This window comes from Haemophilus pittmaniae (assembly GCF_900186995.1).
Taxonomy (GTDB): Bacteria; Pseudomonadota; Gammaproteobacteria; order Enterobacterales; family Pasteurellaceae; genus Haemophilus_D; species Haemophilus_D pittmaniae.
In genome coordinates this window covers 1,257,307-1,275,941 of record NZ_LT906463.1, presented here as the reverse complement: position 1 = coordinate 1,275,941, position 18,635 = coordinate 1,257,307, and the positions used below count along the sequence as shown (strand labels likewise).

The 18,635-nt window shown below is 44.8% G+C and carries 9 protein-coding genes, 3 tRNA genes and 3 rRNA genes; 3 read left to right on the top strand and 12 right to left on the bottom strand.

The window, feature by feature from the left end:
* Positions 1 to 38: 38 nt before the first annotated feature.
* The 6 genes from CKV74_RS06320 to CKV74_RS06295 all read right to left on the bottom strand — a co-directional run bounded on the left by CKV74_RS06320 (position 39) and on the right by CKV74_RS06295 (position 4,942).
* A tRNA-Leu gene (locus CKV74_RS06320) sits at positions 39 to 125 on the bottom strand.
* A 4-nt stretch (positions 126 to 129) separates the two neighbouring features.
* Positions 130 to 205, bottom strand: a tRNA-Gly gene (locus tag CKV74_RS06315).
* A 140-nt stretch (positions 206 to 345) separates the two neighbouring features.
* Positions 346 to 903: a CDP-diacylglycerol--glycerol-3-phosphate 3-phosphatidyltransferase gene (gene pgsA, locus CKV74_RS06310; RefSeq protein ID WP_007242109.1), complete on the bottom strand. Its 558-nt coding sequence runs from the start codon at positions 901 to 903 to the stop codon at positions 346 to 348.
* Between the two features lie 143 nt (positions 904 to 1,046).
* Positions 1,047 to 1,805, bottom strand: a complete 759-nt coding sequence (menH, locus tag CKV74_RS06305; RefSeq protein WP_007242063.1) for a 2-succinyl-6-hydroxy-2,4-cyclohexadiene-1-carboxylate synthase — start codon at positions 1,803 to 1,805, stop codon at positions 1,047 to 1,049.
* 150 nt (positions 1,806 to 1,955) lie between these two features.
* Positions 1,956 to 3,662, bottom strand: coding sequence for a 2-succinyl-5-enolpyruvyl-6-hydroxy-3-cyclohexene-1-carboxylic-acid synthase (menD, locus tag CKV74_RS06300; protein WP_007242110.1), 1,707 nt, complete (start codon positions 3,660 to 3,662; stop codon positions 1,956 to 1,958).
* A complete protein-coding gene (locus tag CKV74_RS06295; RefSeq protein ID WP_007242121.1) occupies positions 3,662 to 4,942 on the bottom strand; it encodes an isochorismate synthase in 1,281 nt (426 codons plus the stop codon). Before CKV74_RS06295 ends, menD begins: the two co-directional genes overlap by 1 nt.
* A 157-nt stretch (positions 4,943 to 5,099) precedes the next feature.
* Here CKV74_RS06295 and CKV74_RS06290 point away from each other — a divergent pair, with 157 nt between their 5' ends.
* Positions 5,100 to 6,314: a pyridoxal phosphate-dependent aminotransferase gene (locus CKV74_RS06290; protein WP_095176888.1), complete on the top strand. Its 1,215-nt coding sequence runs from the start codon at positions 5,100 to 5,102 to the stop codon at positions 6,312 to 6,314.
* A 279-nt stretch (positions 6,315 to 6,593) separates the two neighbouring features.
* Here CKV74_RS06290 and rrf read toward each other — a convergent pair.
* From rrf to CKV74_RS06270, 4 genes are all read right to left on the bottom strand, one after another.
* Positions 6,594 to 6,709, bottom strand: a 5S ribosomal RNA gene (gene rrf / locus CKV74_RS06285).
* A gap of 118 nt (positions 6,710 to 6,827) precedes the next feature.
* A 23S ribosomal RNA gene (locus CKV74_RS06280) occupies positions 6,828 to 9,725 on the bottom strand.
* 176 nt (positions 9,726 to 9,901) lie between these two features.
* A tRNA-Glu gene (locus CKV74_RS06275) sits at positions 9,902 to 9,977 on the bottom strand.
* Between the two features lie 110 nt (positions 9,978 to 10,087).
* Positions 10,088 to 11,629, bottom strand: a 16S ribosomal RNA gene (locus CKV74_RS06270).
* The 16S, 23S and 5S rRNA genes sit together here with 1 tRNA gene alongside, the layout of an rRNA operon.
* Positions 11,630 to 11,994: 365 nt before the next feature.
* Here CKV74_RS06270 and CKV74_RS06265 point away from each other — a divergent pair.
* Both CKV74_RS06265 and adhE read left to right on the top strand, forming a co-directional pair.
* Positions 11,995 to 12,822, top strand: a complete 828-nt coding sequence (locus tag CKV74_RS06265) for a DUF5718 family protein (protein ID WP_095176886.1) — start codon at positions 11,995 to 11,997, stop codon at positions 12,820 to 12,822.
* A 247-nt stretch (positions 12,823 to 13,069) separates the two neighbouring features.
* On the top strand, positions 13,070 to 15,700 hold the full coding sequence (gene adhE / locus CKV74_RS06260) for a bifunctional acetaldehyde-CoA/alcohol dehydrogenase (protein ID WP_095176885.1): 2,631 nt from the start codon (positions 13,070 to 13,072) through the stop codon (positions 15,698 to 15,700).
* Between the two features lie 164 nt (positions 15,701 to 15,864).
* Here adhE and pgi read toward each other — a convergent pair whose 3' ends face one another.
* Both pgi and alr read right to left on the bottom strand, forming a co-directional pair.
* Positions 15,865 to 17,514, bottom strand: coding sequence for a glucose-6-phosphate isomerase (pgi, locus tag CKV74_RS06255; RefSeq protein ID WP_007242828.1), 1,650 nt, complete (start codon positions 17,512 to 17,514; stop codon positions 15,865 to 15,867).
* A 29-nt stretch (positions 17,515 to 17,543) separates the two neighbouring features.
* Positions 17,544 to 18,626, bottom strand: a complete 1,083-nt coding sequence (gene alr / locus CKV74_RS06250; RefSeq protein WP_007242942.1) for an alanine racemase — start codon at positions 18,624 to 18,626, stop codon at positions 17,544 to 17,546.
* Positions 18,627 to 18,635: the final 9 nt, after the last annotated feature.

The following is an 18,635-nucleotide window of genomic DNA, read 5'->3' as shown; positions in this document are numbered from 1 at the left end:
CTTATTGCGACTATTCTTTGAATTTGTGGATATTTAAATGGTGCCCGAAGCCAGACTTGAACTGGCACGCCTCGAAAGGCGAGGGATTTTAAATCCCTTGTGTCTACCGATTCCACCACTCGGGCAAATTGGAGCGGGAAACGAGGCTCGAACTCGCGACCCCGACCTTGGCAAGGTCGTGCTCTACCAACTGAGCTATTCCCGCATTTGCTGTCGTGAAACAACGGGGCGTATTTTACTTATTTATGGAATGCTGTCAAACGGAAAAATTAAAAATAAATTCAATTGATTAAAAATAACGCAATAATAAAAATGCAGCCTATCGGCTGCACTTTTAAATCGATGCTAAGATTCTAAATCATCCAGCAAACTGCCCTTTGCTGCTTTGAGATATTGCAACATTGACCAAACCGTTAAAATCGCAGCCACATAAAGCAAGATTATGCCCAAAATCTCCATATATACGTTATAGCGCCATAAAAGGCCGCCTAAAGCCAACATTTGTGATGTCGTTTTTACTTTCCCCATCCAGGATACGGCAACTTTATTGCGCTCACCCAATTCTGCCATCCATTCCCGCAATGCGGAAATAATAATTTCTCGAGAAATCATAATAATCGCCGGAACCGTTACCCAAAATGAGTGTTGATATTCCACGATCAAGACCAATGCCGCAACAACCATTACCTTATCGGCCACCGGATCTAAAAACGCACCAAAACGGGTGGTTTGTTTGAGGCGGCGAGCCAAATAACCATCAAACCAGTCTGTTACACCGGCAATAAAGAAAATCAAGGTAGTAATAAAAGGGGCGCTAGGAATCGGTAGATAAAATGCCAACACAAAAAAAGGAATCAAAACGACCCGGAACGCGGTGAGAAAAATAGGAATATTGAGTTTCATGATTGAGCTCCGAGGAGAAAATTTGGCCTTATTCTAAAGGATCGTCGGGCATAAAAAAAGCCACCTAAGGCGGCTTTTCCACAAATTAAACTATAGTTAAATCAACATTTTGGTTTCTTTTACCAAGGAACACCGCCATTCCACTATTTTCCCGTTGAATCGGCAATTTTTAACAGACAATTTTGCAGTTTTTGGGCAAATAATTCGGGATTTTCTCGATGAGCATTGTGCCCGGCAGCAGCAATCAAATGAGGTTCAATTCCTGCTTGGCGGGATATATTTTGAAATTTATTATCCTGTGCACCACAAAAATAATAAAAAGGTATCGGCATTTGTGTAAGTAGAGGTCGGAAATCCATTTGTTTAGCCAACGATAATGCGGCTAATATTGAGCCGATATTGGCACCACATTGCTCACTACGTTTGCGAATCAATGCTTGACGTTGTTCCTCTGTCAAATGCGCAAATACTGGCTGTTGATACCAATCCTGTAGCACAACTTGCGGCGTTTCATGGCAAAATCGTTCAGCCCAGAGCAAATCCTGCTGCCAGCGTAGCGCCTTTTCTTGCGCATTCGACAAACCGAAATTCGCACCTTCTACAATCACCCCACGTAAATCACCTAGGGGAATACCAGACTGCAGCACATAATGCAGCGCCAAACGCCCACCCATGGAATACCCCAGCAAGATATAAGGAGCTTCCCCGAGATGTTGCCGAATTTTTTCAGCCAACCAATGCGAAGCCTCGGTAAAATCGGCCACAGCAATGTCACGCTGCGTACCATGCCCCGGCAAATCTAATGCCAAGGTAGGGATATCCGTTAAGTAGCGTTGCAACGGAGCCCAATCATCAGCACTCCCCAGCAAACCATGCAATAAAATTAAGATTGGTGTTGTCATAAAAATAGACGATGACTCCGAACCCGAAGTCATCGCTAGTAAGTTGATTTTGTAGTAATTTAAAACGCTATGTCGATTTTCAGAGCTTTTTCAAAAACAGCATATAAGTCATTGATTTTATTACAGTTAACTAAAAATGTTATTTTTATCCTATTCTCCGATCACCGCATGACTGATTTGTTCGATTAAACGCTTATAGGTTGCGCTGCCATCCGATGGATTGGTTTTAATTTCAATCAAAGTCGTTTTACGGCGGGCATAGGCCTGTTTTAGCACGGAGCTAAGATCCGCCCAAGTATAAGGATGTGCATATTTGAGATCAAACATAGCAGCCACTTGAGAAAAATCACTATTATGTGGCAGGCGATAGAATTGTTCTTTCACCTCCTCATCCACCGGCAACATATCAAAAATCGCACCGCCATTGTTATTGATCACAAAAATAATAGTCGGTTGGTTTACGTTTTTAAACAGCGCAAAGGAATTTAAATCGTATAGCGTCGAAGTATCCCCAATCATCGCCACTAATGGCTGATCGCGCCCTACCGCAATCCCGGCAGCGGTAGCCAATAGGCCATCAATACCGCTAGCACCACGATTGGTATAAATCGGATAGCCTTCCGGCAATTTGGTTAATGCATCTACTAAACGAACAAACAGGCTATTACCTAAAAACAGAATGCCGTTATAAGGCAATACCCGTTCGATATGATGTGCTAAGGAGGCTTCATTGAGATTACCGCCAACTTGTTGTTCAATAAAACCGGCACAGAATTTCGACAATGCCAACGGCTCTAATAACCAAGGTTTTTGACGTAATGGCGGATGGGCTCGCAACCAATGATGCGCCTTAGCATTGAAACGGGTGAGATTATGATGGTAAGGATCGACATCATTTTGCCCCGCTTCAACTACCCAAAACTCACCATTAAATTCATTTAAGAATTGATTAATACGTTTACTAATAAAACGCGAACCAAATTGGATCACTATATCCGCTTGTAACAATTTTTGACGCACCGTTTGATTGGCCAGCCAAATATCCGCATAAGGTGTTGTCGGTTCAACACCGGATTGAATATCGGTTAATAATATCCAGCCCATGGTATTCGCCCAAGAATTGATCCCCATGGCTTGTTCCGGCGAAAGCTGACCGGCAACGATCACGCCACGCTTAGTACGCCAATTATCCCAATGCTCGTGCATCAACACTTCCTGTTGTGCTTCCGGATGCTGTTGCCAAGGTTTATTTTGGCTAAGCCAGCGCTGAATTGACGTCAACCAAGGGTGATTATCAATTTGTGCAGGATCGGCATCGTACAAAGGCTCAGCAAAAGGCACATTAATATGCACAACGCCCGGACATTGACGTTGCTTAAAACAAGCCTGTTCAACGGTTGCAATCAGCCACTGAGCGGCATAATCCGTCGCAGGTTTCGGTAAATTAATTGCCGCCACAGGATAATCGGCAAACATATTTTGTTGCTGGATCGCTTGATTAGCGCCACATTCCCATAATTCCGGCGGACGATCGGCTGTCAATACAATTAAATTAACACCGCTCTGGCGGGCTTCAATGATAGCCGGATAAAGTTCTGCAGCCGCCGTACCGGAAGTCACAATAACCGCTACTGGTTGTTGCACAGATTTGGCAATACCTAATGCAAAAAAGCCCAAACCACGCTCATCAAAATGCGCATAGCAACGGGCTTTCGACGCATTTTGTAAGGCGACAGCTTCTAAGGTCAACGGGGTAGAACGGGAACCCGGGGCAATACAAAAATGTTGTACACCTTGACGAACCAGGGTTTCCAATAAAACTTTTGACCAAACGCGATTAAAAACGCTGACTGACATTATTTTTCTTCTCCGTTATCCGTAGCAAACAGGGAAATTAACCCTGCCGCCTTACGTTCAATTTCTTTCCACTCAGCAAGCGGATCCGAGCCGGCAACAATGCCCGCTCCGGCAAAAACTCGAATTTGTTGTTGTTCAATAAAAGCGGAACGAATCGTAACACAAAATTCCGCCTGCTCACGGCTCATCAGCCCTAAGGTACCGGCGTACCAATCCCGTTCAAAGGTTTCAATTTCCTGTAAACGCTGCTTGGCAGCCTGTTGTGGCAAACCGGCGACGGCTGCAGTTGGATGGATTAAAGCTAAAATATCTGCATCACGGCAGCTTGAAATTAATTCTGCACTAATTTTACGCACTAAATGCTGTACCGTACGCAAAGGTTTGATCGCGACATCAGCGACCTGCCAAGTTGCGAGCCAAGCCTGTAAATTATGCGCAATATCCTGCACAACTAACTCATTTTCTAAACGATTTTTATCATCGTTTAATAACCATTGAGCCCAACGTTGCTGTGCATTAGCATCTTCACCAATTGGAGCGGTACCAGCCAAGGCTTCAGTATGTAATTGCAAACCATCGCGGGCAAACAGACGCTCCGGTGTTGAACCTAAAAAAGTACTATCTGCTGTTTGGCGCCATAAAAAATGATAGCAACCTTTATTCAGCTGACGACTTTCTGCCAAAAAATCATAGGGATTAAGTGAACTCTCCAGCTCGAAAGTGGTTTCATTGGCTAATACCAACTTACTCATCTTACCTTCGGCAATGCTATCGAGTGCCTGATTAATCCAATTTTCCCAACGTGCTGGGGACGCGCGAAACCGTTTCTGACGAACACAGACCTTCGCGACAGGAACTAATGATTGAGATTGGGCTAATCCTTCAAGCGCAGCCAAAGCCTCATGAGAATGATTGCCTTCCACAAAAAGTGATACTTGGCAAGTCTCGCCGGATTGTTCAAGTAAAATACGCGGTAAAATAAATTGCGCACTGCCAACAAATGTTAACCCGCCGACTAATGGGAAATTGGTGTTTTCTATAAAATTCTGTGCACCATCCAATGAATCGAATTGCCGCAAAGCACCAATTGCCGCATAACTTTTTTCACAATCACGCAGGGTTAAATAAAACTGCGGATACTCATGTTGTGCCTTGAGCCATTGTAAACCGTCCAGCGATGCTTTTAGCGTGACGCACAAGCACACGATTTCTCCCTGCTTGGGAGAAACTTCACGTAATTGCTGCGCTAATGACTGTGCCGCGTAGGCTAAAGAATCCATGACAAATACATAAAATCAGGCAAAAAATTTGCGGTATTCTACCGCACTTTGATTTATTCAAAAAATTTTTTTATTAATTCTTTCCATCGTTCAGAATTAAGCGTAAATTAGCGAGGTTTTTATCTCCAAAATACAGAAAATAAAGGATATTTTTATCATGAGAACATTCCCAAAATCCGATAAATTGGAACATGTTTGTTATGACATTCGTGGACCTGTACATAAAGAAGCGCTTCGCTTAGAAGAAGAAGGTAATAAAATTTTAAAGCTCAATATTGGTAATCCTGCGCCTTTCGGTTTTGAAGCTCCAGATGAGATTTTGGTCGATGTGATCCGTAATCTGCCATCAGCACAAGGTTATTGCGATTCTAAAGGGCTATATTCTGCACGTAAGGCTATTGTGCAATATTATCAGTCGAAAAATATTCATGATGCCACCGTAAATGATGTTTATATCGGTAACGGTGTATCTGAATTAATTACAATGTCAATGCAGGCATTATTAAATGATGGCGATGAAGTTTTAGTTCCGATGCCGGACTACCCGCTATGGACAGCAGCGGTCACCTTAGCCGGCGGAACGGCAGTGCATTATTTATGTGATGAGGAAGCCAATTGGTTCCCTTCTATTGAAGACATTAAAGCGAAGGTAAACAAAAAAACCAAAGCCATTGTGGTGATTAATCCGAATAACCCAACCGGCGCTGTTTATAGCAAAGAATTATTGCTAGAGATCGTAGAAATCGCGCGACAAAATAATTTAATTATTTTTGCCGATGAAATTTATGACAAAATTCTCTATGACAACGCCATTCACCATCATATTGCCGCACTAGCGCCGGATATTTTAACGATTACCTTCAATGGTCTATCAAAAGCCTATCGCGTGGCAGGTTTCCGTCAAGGTTGGATGATTCTTAACGGGCCAAAACAACATGCCAAAGGCTATATCGAAGGCTTAGATATGCTTGCCTCTATGCGCCTTTGTGCCAATGTTCCAATGCAACATGCAATTCAAACGGCGTTAGGTGGTTATCAAAGTATTAACGAATTTATTCAACCGGGTGGGCGTCTATTAGAGCAGCGTAATCGCGCTTACGAACTCATTACTCAAATCCCAGGGATTACGTGTGTGAAACCGATGGGGGCCATGTATATGTTCCCGAAAATCGATATCCAAAAATTTAATATCCACAGCGATGAGAAATTTGTGTTGGATTTACTGCGCAAGGAAAAAGTACTGCTTGTGCATGGTAAAGGCTTTAACTGGCATTCACCGGATCACTTCCGTGTAGTCACTCTACCTTATGAAAATATCTTAGAAGAAGCAATTGGTAAACTTGCCCGTTTCTTACAAAATTATCGACAATAATAGATATCTCAATAGACAAAAAGGGAAGAATCTTCTTCCCTTTTTTATTGCTTGAAGAATTTGAAGGTTAATATCAATATCTTAGTTTACGCATTGCAATGTTTTTATTCAATATCAATAAAATCAATGAGTTACATGCTTTTTTAGACAAAACTCGGATTACCAAGGGGGCATTGGGATATTAAGGTGTTGCTCTATTCCTTAGCTATTCCGCTGTTCCGCCGGACCTCTTTCCCAAAAGCAAAAACCCCAAGCTATTCAGCTCGGGGTTAGTAGTAGAACCGGCGGTGACCTACTCTCACATTGGGAAGCCCAACACTACCATCGGCATGATGACGTTTCACTTCTGAGTTCGGGATGGGATCAGGTGGGTCCATCACATTATGGCCGCCGGAATATTCCGTTGATAACTTTCTATCATCTATTCATTCTTCAAAATTAGTCACAAGCTAAAAACCCTCAACTTTCTCTCGTCTTCGTTTCGTCTATCACTCAAAAACTCTTGAGCGTTGTATAGTTAAGCCTCTCGGGCAATTAGTATCTGTTAGCTCAACGGCTCGCACCGCTTACACATCAGACCTATCTACGTCTTAGTCTTAAACAACCCTTACAGATTTTAAATCTGGGAGAACTCATCTCAAGGCAAGTTTCGTGCTTAGATGCTTTCAGCACTTATCTCTTCCGCACTTAGCTACCCGGCAATGCGTCTGGCGACACAACCGGAACACCAGTGGTGCGTCCACTCCGGTCCTCTCGTACTAGGAGCAGCCCCTTTCAATTCTCCAACGCCCACGGCAGATAGGGACCGAACTGTCTCACGACGTTCTAAACCCAGCTCGCGTACCACTTTAAATGGCGAACAGCCATACCCTTGGGACCTACTTCAGCCCCAGGATGTGATGAGCCGACATCGAGGTGCCAAACACCGCCGTCGATATGAACTCTTGGGCGGTATCAGCCTGTTATCCCCGGAGTACCTTTTATCCGTTGAGCGATGGCCCTTCCATGCAGAACCACCGGATCACTATGACCTACTTTCGTACCTGCTCGACTTGTCTGTCTCGCAGTTAAGCTTGCTTATACCATTGCACTAACCTGACGATGTCCGACCGTCATTAGCAAACCTTCGTGCTCCTCCGTTACTCTTTGGGAGGAGACCGCCCCAGTCAAACTACCCACCAGACACTGTCCGAGACCACGTTTCGTAATCTTCGTTAGAACATCAAACGTTAAAGGGTGGTATTTCAAGGATGACTCCACAATCACTGGCGTGACTGCTTCATAGTCTCCCACCTATCCTACACATCAAAATTCAATGTTCAGTGTCAAGCTATAGTAAAGGTTCACGGGGTCTTTCCGTCTAGCCGCGGGTACACCGCATCTTCACGGCGATTTCAATTTCACTGAGTCTCGGGTGGAGACAGCCTGGCCATCATTATGCCATTCGTGCAGGTCGGAACTTACCCGACAAGGAATTTCGCTACCTTAGGACCGTTATAGTTACGGCCGCCGTTTACTGGGGCTTCGATCAGGAGCTTCTCTTTCGATTACACCATCAATTAACCTTCCAGCACCGGGCAGGCATCACACCCTATACGTCCACTTTCGTGTTTGCAGAGTGCTGTGTTTTTAATAAACAGTTGCAGCCAGCTGGTATCTTCGACCGGTTCAACCTTCGCCCGCTAGGGACTACAATCTACGCCGGCGCACCTTCTCCCGAAGTTACGGTGCTATTTTGCCTAGTTCCTTCACCCGAGTTCTCTCAAGCGCCTGAGTATTCTCTACCTGACCACCTGTGTCGGTTTTCAGTACGGTTTAGATAAACCTGAAGCTTAGTGGCTTTTCCTGGAAGTGTGGTATCGGTTACTTCAGCTCCGTAGAGCCTCGTCATCATCTCTCAGTGTTAAAGAAGTCCGGATTTGCCTAAACTTCTCACCTACCAACTTAAACGCACATATCCAACAGTGCGCTAACCTAACCTGCTCCGTCCCCACATCGCAGTTTATCCAAGTACGGGAATATTAACCCGTTTCCCATCGACTACGCTTTTCAGCCTCGCCTTAGGGGCCGACTCACCCTGCCCCGATTAACGTTGGACAGGAACCCTTGGTCTTCCGGCGAACGGGTTTTTCACCCGTTTTATCGTTACTTATGTCAGCATTCGCACTTCTGATACGTCCAGCAGCCCTCTCGAGCTACCTTCATCCGCTTACAGAACGCTCCCCTACCCAACAGTGTTGCCACTGATGCCGCAGCTTCGGTGCTATATTTGAGCCCCGTTACATCTTCCGCGCAGGCCGACTCGACTAGTGAGCTATTACGCTTTCTTTAAATGATGGCTGCTTCTAAGCCAACATCCTAGCTGTCTAAGCCTTCCCACTTCGTTTCCCACTTAATATAGACTTTGGGACCTTAGCTGGCGGTCTGGGTTGTTTCCCTCTCCACGACGGACGTTAGCACCCGCCGTGTGTCTCCTGAGTATCACTCTTCGGTATTCGTAGTTTGCATCGGGTTGGTAATCCGGGATGGACCCCTAGCCGAAACAGTGCTCTACCCCCGAAGGTGTCCGCTCAAGGCTCTACCTAAATAGATTTCGGGGAGAACCAGCTATCTCCCGGTTTGATTGGCCTTTCACCCCCAGCCACAAGTCATCCGCTAATTTTTCAACATTAGTCGGTTCGGTCCTCCAGTTAGTGTTACCCAACCTTCAACCTGCCCATGGCTAGATCACCGGGTTTCGGGTCTATACCTTGCAACTATTCGCCCAGTTAAGACTCGGTTTCCCTTCGGCTCCCCTATTCGGTTAACCTCGCTACAAAATATAAGTCGCTGACCCATTATACAAAAGGTACGCAGTCACCCTTAAAGGGCTCCCACTGCTTGTACGTACAAGGTTTCAGGTTCTATTTCACTCCCCTCACCGGGGTTCTTTTCGCCTTTCCTTCACAGTACTGGTTCACTATCGGTCAATCAGGAGTATTTAGCCTTGGAGGATGGTCCCCCCATCTTCAAACAGGATATCACGTGTCCCGCCCTACTTATCGTTAGCTTAGTACCACGACCTGGACTTCGAGTACGGGGCTATCACCCGGTATCGCCAAGCTTCCCAGCTTGTTCCTCTGTCTCTGTCGCTATCACTAACAGGCTCCTTCGCGTTCGCTCGCCGCTACTAACGAAATCTCGGTTGATTTCTTTTCCTCGGGGTACTTAGATGTTTCAGTTCTCCCGGTTTGCCTCAACAAGCTATGTATTCACTTGTTGATAGTAGATTCTTCATCTACTGGGTTTCCCCATTCGGACATCTTGGATTAAACGCCTCTTATCGACTCATCCAAGCTTTTCGCAGATTAGCACGTCCTTCATCGCCTCTGATTGCCAAGGCATCCACCTTGTACGCTTAGTCACTTAACTATACAACCTCAAAAATTCTTGAGACTGTGTTATCAACTAATCACTTGATTGCTTTTGCTCAATCAAGATTTTTTCTACTCAGACTTTTTCTATCCCTTTCAGGACTTGAAAGTCTCTTCGTTTTCAGCTTGTTTCCTAATTTTTAAAGAACAAAGATACATAAAGTTATCTTTAATTGGCGTCCCCACGGGGATTCGAACCCCGGTTACCGCCGTGAAAGGGCGATGTCCTAGGCCTCTAGACGATGGGGACAACAAGTAAAGATACTCTATCTTACACAATGCTTACGCACTTTCTTCCTCTATTTTTTCTACAATACATCAGCCAATCTGTGTGGACACTTATCGCCGCTCAATTTTAGGTAAGGAGGTGATCCAACCGCAGGTTCCCCTACGGTTACCTTGTTACGACTTCACCCCAGTCATGAATCATACCGTGGTAAACGCCCCCCCGAAGGTTAAGCTATCTACTTCTGGTACAACCCACTCCCATGGTGTGACGGGCGGTGTGTACAAGGCCCGGGAACGTATTCACCGCGACATTCTGATTCGCGATTACTAGCGATTCCGACTTCATGGAGTCGAGTTGCAGACTCCAATCCGGACTTAGACGCACTTTCTGGGATTCGCTCCACATCGCTGCTTCGCCTCCCTCTGTATACGCCATTGTAGCACGTGTGTAGCCCTACTCGTAAGGGCCATGATGACTTGACGTCATCCCCACCTTCCTCCGGTTTATCACCGGCAGTCTCCTTTGAGTTCCCGACCAAATCGCTGGCAACAAAGGATAAGGGTTGCGCTCGTTGCGGGACTTAACCCAACATTTCACAACACGAGCTGACGACAGCCATGCAGCACCTGTCTCAGAGCTCCCGAAGGCACCAATTCATCTCTGAAAAGTTCTCTGGATGTCAAGAGTAGGTAAGGTTCTTCGCGTTGCATCGAATTAAACCACATGCTCCACCGCTTGTGCGGGCCCCCGTCAATTCATTTGAGTTTTAACCTTGCGGCCGTACTCCCCAGGCGGTCGATTTATCACGTTAGCTACGGGCACCAAGCATTAAGCCCAATCCCCAAATCGACAGCGTTTACAGCGTGGACTACCAGGGTATCTAATCCTGTTTGCTCCCCACGCTTTCGCACATGAGCGTCAGTACATTCCCAAGGGGCTGCCTTCGCCTTCGGTATTCCTCCACATCTCTACGCATTTCACCGCTACACGTGGAATTCTACCCCTCCCTAAAGTACTCTAGACTCCCAGTCTGAAATGCAATTCCCAGGTTAAGCCCGGGGCTTTCACACCTCACTTAAAAGTCCGCCTGCGTGCCCTTTACGCCCAGTTATTCCGATTAACGCTCGCACCCTCCGTATTACCGCGGCTGCTGGCACGGAGTTAGCCGGTGCTTCTTCTGTAGTTAACGTCAATCATCTAGTCTATTAAACTAAATGCCTTCCTCGCTACCGAAAGAACTTTACAACCCGAAGGCCTTCTTCATTCACGCGGCATGGCTGCGTCAGGGTTGCCCCCATTGCGCAATATTCCCCACTGCTGCCTCCCGTAGGAGTCCGGGCCGTGTCTCAGTCCCGGTGTGGCTGGTCATCCTCTCAGACCAGCTAGAGATCGTCGGCTTGGTGAGCCATTACCTCACCAACTACCTAATCCCACTTGGGCTCATCCTATGGCATGTGGCCTTACGGTCCCACACTTTCATCTTCCGATACTACGCGGTATTAGCTACAGTTTCCCGTAGTTATCCCCCTCCATAAGCCAGATACCCAAGCATTACTCACCCGTCCGCCACTCGTCAGCAAAGAAAGCAAGCTTTCTTCCTGTTACCGTTCGACTTGCATGTGTTAAGCCTGCCGCCAGCGTTCAATCTGAGCCATGATCAAACTCTTCAATTCAAGTTCAATCGCTCAATAAACTGCTTAGCTAAAGTCACTTTACATTAAGTAAATGAATTTCTAGTTTAAGCACCTATTAAGACTTCAAAATTAAAAAATATTTTTAAATCAAGTCAATCAACAAGTGCCCACACAGATTGTCTGATACATTGTTAAAGAGCAAAAAATAACGACGCACTTTTTGATGTTTCACAACAGTGCGTCGTTGTGTGGGGCGCATTATAGGGATTTCAGAATCCTTTGCAACCTTTTTTTACAAAAAAATCGATCTTTTTTATTAACTGTGTAAAGAATAGCCTATTTACATTGTCATTCAGCCGATTTACCGCTAAAGTGTTAGTCTCTTAACTTAAGGGAGTCCCGCAATGAATTTTGAAAAAATGATTGGTTTTGGTGTAGCCGGAAATTTTGCCGGCCATCTTGAACAGGCGGGAGAAGCCGCCGATTTTGTCGCAGTAAAAACCGACAATCACATCCAACCTAAAGCTATCTTTCCTTTTTACGTACCGGCCGAGTCCGCCGGTTTTCTTGCTGATTATCCGCTAAGCAATAATACTATTCGCTTTCCACAAGGTGCGGACAATTTGCAAATCGAACCGGAAATCGCTCTTATTTGTGATATTGATTATGATGTAGATCATAGCGTTAAAGCACTAACACCGCGATTTTTTGCCGCCTATAACGACTGCTCTATTCGCCGGCCAAATGCACAAAAAATTTGTGAGAAAAAAAATTGGGGAAGTGCCAGTAAAGGGATCGCCTCTCAATTATTGCCTCTTTCCTCTTTTATTGCGGGGAGCGAAATCGATCAATATCGCATTGCCTGTTTCCATAAACGGGATAATCAATTAAACATCTACGGCATTGATAGTCCAGCCTTGGGATATAGCTACTTTCACCAACAATTATTAAATTGGATTGTTGATCGCATGAATAATCAGCCGGATCAAGGGCCAATGAATAATATTCGTGAATTGCTCCAAGCGGCCAACTATCCACAACAAACCATTATTTCCATCGGTGCAACCCGATATACCGAATTTGGCGAACATAATTTTCTCAAACCGGGGGACATCGCCATTATCGCGGTGTATCCGGGAAATCGTTATAGCCCACAGCAAATAGTCGAAATGGCCGAACACGGGGCATTTGACGAAGGGATTTCCGTACTCCAGCAAGAAGTGAAGGAATAAACGCCCCATAGAAAATAAAAGTTTCTTCAAAAATACAATGTAAGCGATTGATTTTATTAAGATTGACAAAATAACCCTTGCCAATCCTTTGTTTTTACATAGATTTCTTCCGATGAACATTTTTTATCTAATTTGATCTTTATCATCTTTTTCCCGGAAAGTGTAAAAATGTGATCAAACTCACAAATTATTCCGATATACTCACATCTAGTTAGATTTTAATTTTTTAAACTTTAGGAGAAACATTATGAGTAATGTTGTAAACAAGCCAAGTGATGCCCAAGCGGAAGTCAATGCTTTGGTTGAAAAAGGCCTAGTGGCTCTCGAAGAGTTCCATCAGCTCAATCAAGAGCAGGTTAACTTTATCGTGGCTAAAGCCTCAGTTGCGGCATTAGATCAACACGGGGTGTTGGCTATGCATGCTTATGAAGAAACCGGCCGTGGCGTTTTTGAAGATAAAGCGACCAAAAACTTATTTGCCTGTGAATATGTGGTGAATAATATGCGCCATCTTAAAACCGTTGGCATTATTAGCGAAGATGATGTGACCGGGATTACCGAAATTGCCGATCCTGTTGGTGTTATTTGTGGTATTACCCCAACCACCAACCCAACTTCTACCGCAATTTTCAAATCACTCATTGCATTAAAAACCCGTAACCCAATTGTTTTTGCCTTCCACCCATCTGCCCAACAATCCTCTGCTCATGCAGCCAAAATCGTTTATGAGGCAGCTGTTGCAGCTGGTGCGCCGAAGAATTGTATTCAATGGATTGAAAAACCCTCTATGGAAGGGACTTCAGCCTTAATGAAACATCCTGGTATCGCGACTATTTTAGCTACCGGCGGGAATGCCATGGTAGAAGCCGCCTACTCTTGCGGAAAACCGGCTCTCGGCGTAGGTGCGGGTAACGTACCAGCTTATGTCGAAAAATCGGCTAACCTTAAACAAGCGGTGCATGACATCGTCATGTCAAAATCCTTCGATAACGGTATGGTTTGTGCCTCCGAACAAGCGGCTATCGTAGATAAAGAAATCTATGCAGATTTCGTGAAAGAGATGCTTTCCTACGGTGTTTACTTAGTCAATAAAAAAGAAAAAGCCTTATTGGAAGAATTCATGTTTGGAGCCAAAGCCAATAGCAAAAACTGTGGTGGAGCCAAACTCAATGCCAACGTGGTCGGTAAACCTGCTTCTTGGATTGCCGAACAAGCCGGCTTTAAAGTTCCTCCACGTACCAATATCTTATTGGCCGAATGTAGCGAAGTTGGTGAAAAAGAACCATTAACCCGCGAAAAACTTTCTCCGGTATTAGCTCTTTTAAAAGCCGACTCCCGCGAAGACGGTCTCAACAAAGCCGAACAAATGGTGGAATTCCACGGTCTTGGCCACTCTGCAGCCATCCATACCACCGATGCTGAATTGGCGAAACACTTTGGTGAGCGTGTGAAAGCCATTCGAGTTATCTGGAATTCTCCATCCACCTTTGGCGGTATTGGTGATGTATATAATGCCTTCTTGCCATCACTAACCTTAGGCTGTGGTTCCTATGGTAAAAACTCCGTTGGTAATAATGTCAGCGCAGTCAATCTCATCAATATCAAACGCCTTGGCAGACGGAGAAACAATATGCAATGGTTTAAAGTGCCGTCAAAAATCTATTTTGAGCGGGATTCAATTCAATATCTACAATCCATGCGCGGCATGGAACGCGTGGTCATCGTAACCGACCGTACCATGGTTGATTTAGGTTTTGTGGAAAAAATCGCAAAACAAATTACCGCTCGTGGTAATCACGTCACCTATCAATTATTTGCCGATGTAGAACCAGATCCGTCTATCGAAACCGTTCGTCGCGGTGTTGAATTGTTGCGTAACTATCAACCGGATACCATTATTGCTTTAGGTGGTGGTTCAGCCATGGATGCAGCTAAAGTGATGTGGTTATTCTATGAACAACCGGAAGTGGATTTCCGCGATTTAGTGCAAAAATTCATGGATATCCGCAAACGTGCATTTAAATTCCCACAATTGGGGCGTAAAGCGAAATTTATTGGCATCCCAACAACCTCCGGTACAGGCTCAGAAGTAACACCTTTCGCCGTAATTACCGAAGGAGATAAAAAATATCCAATCGCTGACTACTCACTCACACCAACCATCGCTATCGTCGATCCATCTTTGGTTATGAGCGTACCGCAACATGTTGCTGCAGATACCGGTTTGGATGTGCTCACCCATGCAACCGAAGCTTATGTATCGATTTTAGCTAACGATTTCACCGATGGCTTGGCATTACAAGCGATTAAATTGGTGTTTGAACACTTAGAAAAATCCGTGTTGCAAAAAGATCCTGAAGCACGTGAAAGAATGCATAACGCCTCCACTATGGCGGGTATGGCCTTCGCTAATGCATTCCTTGGTATGAACCACTCCTTGGCACACAAAATTGGCGGCCGTTTCCATACTCCACATGGTCGTACCAACGCAATTTTAATGCCGCATGTAATCCGCTATAACGGTACCCGTCCGGAAAAAACTGCGACTTGGCCGAAATACAATTACTACAAAGCCGATGTGAAATATCAAGAAATCGCCCGTATGCTTGGCTTGCCTTGTGCAACTCCGGAAGAAGGTGTTCGTTCCTATGCACAAGCCTGCTATGACTTAGCGGAACGTTGCGGTATTCAAATGTCCTTCAAAGCACAGGGATTAGACGAACAAGAATGGCTCGGAGCACGCCGTGATGTTTCCCTATTAGCCTTTGAAGACCAATGTTCACCGGCTAACCCGCGCTTGCCATTGGTTGCTGATATGGAAGAAATTCTTCGTCGCGCCTATTACGGCTATAACCCAGCGGATTACGACAATAAATAACGTGTTCTCGGCCGAAATTTAAGTTTTTAAATAAACCCTAATAAAATCAACTAGTTAGGGTTGATTTTAAGAAAAACATTGAAAATCGGTAGAGCGTTTTTAAATTAGCAATAAGAAAGCCATCGTATAAACGATGGCTTTCTTTTTTATCTCAACCTTTATGCTTAGCGCCAGGCTTTGAATTGATTGATCAAACCGTTAGTCGAGCTATCGTGAGCACTAATGGATTCGCTACCTGCTAATTCCGGTAAAATTCGATTGGCGAGTTGTTTACCTAATTCCACCCCCCATTGGTCGAAACTGAAGATATTGAAAAGTACGCCTTGTACAAAAATTTTGTGCTCATACATAGCAATTAATGCACCTAAGCTATACGGAGTGATTTTTTGCAACAAAATTGAGTTAGTCGGTTTGTTACCAAGGAATACCTTAAATGGCACGATATCCTTCACTTCATCCAGGGATTTACCCGCTTTGACAAATTCTGCTTCCACTTCAGCTTGGCTTTTACCGAACGCTAGCGCCTCGGTTTGCGCGAAGAAGTTGGAAAGTAATTTATTGTGATGATCGCCCAACGGATTATGACTTTGAGCCGGCGCAATAAAGTCACAAGGAATTAAACTGGTGCCTTGGTGAATCAATTGATAGAACGCATGCTGACCGTTGGTACCCGGTTCCCCCCAAATAATTGGACCGGTTTGGTAGTTACGAATGCGTTGACCGTTACGATCCACATATTTACCGTTGGATTCCATATTGCCTTGTTGGAAATAAGCGGCAAAACGGTGCAAATATTGGTCGTAAGGCAAAATGGCTTCAGTTTGTGCACCTAAGAAATTAGTATTCCATAGGCCGACTAATGCCAGCGTAGTTGGAATATTTTGCTCAATCGGTGCATTTACGAAATGTTGATCCATCGCATGCGCGCCGCTTAAAAGCGCTTCAAAGTTTTCAAACCCGATAGAGAGTGCAATAGATAAACCAATCGCTGACCAAAGGGAATAACGGCCACCGACCCAATCCCAGAACTCAAACATATTGTCGGTATCAATACCAAATTCTGCTACAGCTTTTGCATTCGTGGAAAGCGCAGCAAAATGTTTGGCGACCGCAGCTTGATCTTTTGCTGCAGCCAATAACCAATCACGTGCAGTTAAAGCATTCGTCATGGTTTCTTGTGTCGTAAAGGTTTTTGAAGCCACTAAAACCAAGGTAGTTTCCGGATCGACTTTTTTCAAGGTTTCCGCAATATGCGTGCCATCCACATTGGATACGAAATGCATATTCAAGTGATTTTTATATGGACGTAATGCTTCAGTCACCATATAAGGTCCCAAATCGGAACCACCAATACCGATATTGATCACATCGCGAATTGCTTTGCCGGTATAACCTTTCCACTCACCGGAAATCACTCGTTCACAAAATGCTTTCATTTTTGCCAATACGGCATTGACTTCCGGCATCACATCTTGGCCATCTACCAATACCGGACTATTCGAACGATTACGCAATGCGGTATGCAATACTGCACGATGTTCTGTGCGATTGATTTTTTCACCATTAAACATGGCCTGTTTAGCTTCATCTAAGGCACATTCCTTAGCCAATTGACGCAACAGGTTTAAAGTTTCCTGATTGATATTGTTTTTGGAAAAATCGACCAAAATCTGGTTATCAAAGGTTAACGAATAATCCTTAAAACGATCCGGCTGTTGGGCAAACAGTTCAGCGATTGTGCGGTCGCTATTTGCCTGATGGTGCTGTTCAAGGGCTTGCCAAGCGGCGGTTTGGGTTGGATTGATATTTTGCATAATGTTATCCTTTTAGAAAAATAAATCGGTTAATCCACATATTCCGTTAACACGCGGGGCGTCAGTTTGGTAATTAATTCATAGCTTAAAATACCGCTATATTTAGCGACGGTTTCAATCGGCAGCTCCTTCCCCCAAAGAATCGCCTCATCGCCCACTCTGTCTTGGCTATCCGCACCAAGGTCAACGGTCAACATATCCATTGAAACCCGTCCGACAATTGGCACGATACGACCGTTTAAATACACCGGTGTACCTTCAGGAACATCGCGCGGATAGCCATCACCATAGCCGATAGCCACCACGCCAATTTTAGTATCCTGTGGTGCACGCCAAATACCCCCATAGCCTACCGGCTCACCTTTTTTATGATTACGCACGGCAATCAATGAGGAAGTTAAATTCATCACTGGAATCAAGCCAAATTCGGCGCCCACCGTATCTGTCGGTGAAATACCGTACATAATAATTCCCGGTCGAATCAGATCAAGATGCGCCTGCGGCCAAAATAAAATACCTCCCGATGCAGCAATGGTGCGCTCACCCTGCTTGCCAGCGGTGGCGGATAAAAAGCGGGAAAGCTGTTTTTCAGTGTAATCGGAATCTAATTCATCGGCCCGACTAAAATGACTGACAAATCCTAACTGCGGATGTACCTGTGGTAATTCTTTTAATTCACGATAAAACTCATCCGCTTCATCGAGCGACACGCCTAAACGATGCATCCCAGTATCAATTTTTAACCAGACTTTTACCGGTAGCGGAGGATTCGCTTGTTTTAAGGCCTCCAATTGTTCCCGGTTGTGCACGACAGTTTCGATATTATTCACCGCCATTACAGGCAGATCCTTGTCATTAAAAAAGCCTTCCAACAATAAAATCGGCTTAGTAATACCATGGGAACGCAGCGCTAACGCTTCTTGTAAACGAGCTACCGCAAAGCAATCAACCATTTGCTCGACCGCACGCGAGACAAAAACCACACCATGGCCATATGCATTGGCTTTTACCACCGCAATAATTTTACTGTGAGGGGCTTTCTCTTTAATAATCCGTAAATTGTGTTTTAAGGCCAGGGAGCTGATTTTCGCTGTGGCCGGTTTGACGTTCATATTGTTATT

Coding starts and splice junctions, on each gene's coding strand:
- menD (WP_007242110.1), bottom strand. CDS start 3,662: ATGTCAGTCAGCGTTTTTAATCGCGTTTGGTCAAAAGTTTTATTGGAA.
- menH (WP_007242063.1), bottom strand. CDS start 1,805: ATGACAACACCAATCTTAATTTTATTGCATGGTTTGCTGGGGAGTGCT.
- CKV74_RS06265 (WP_095176886.1), top strand. CDS start 11,995: ATGAATTTTGAAAAAATGATTGGTTTTGGTGTAGCCGGAAATTTTGCC.
- CKV74_RS06290 (WP_095176888.1), top strand. CDS start 5,100: ATGAGAACATTCCCAAAATCCGATAAATTGGAACATGTTTGTTATGAC.
- pgi (WP_007242828.1), bottom strand. CDS start 17,514: ATGCAAAATATCAATCCAACCCAAACCGCCGCTTGGCAAGCCCTTGAA.
- pgsA (WP_007242109.1), bottom strand. CDS start 903: ATGAAACTCAATATTCCTATTTTTCTCACCGCGTTCCGGGTCGTTTTG.
- adhE (WP_095176885.1), top strand. CDS start 13,070: ATGAGTAATGTTGTAAACAAGCCAAGTGATGCCCAAGCGGAAGTCAAT.
- CKV74_RS06295 (WP_007242121.1), bottom strand. CDS start 4,942: ATGGATTCTTTAGCCTACGCGGCACAGTCATTAGCGCAGCAATTACGT.
- alr (WP_007242942.1), bottom strand. CDS start 18,626: ATGAACGTCAAACCGGCCACAGCGAAAATCAGCTCCCTGGCCTTAAAA.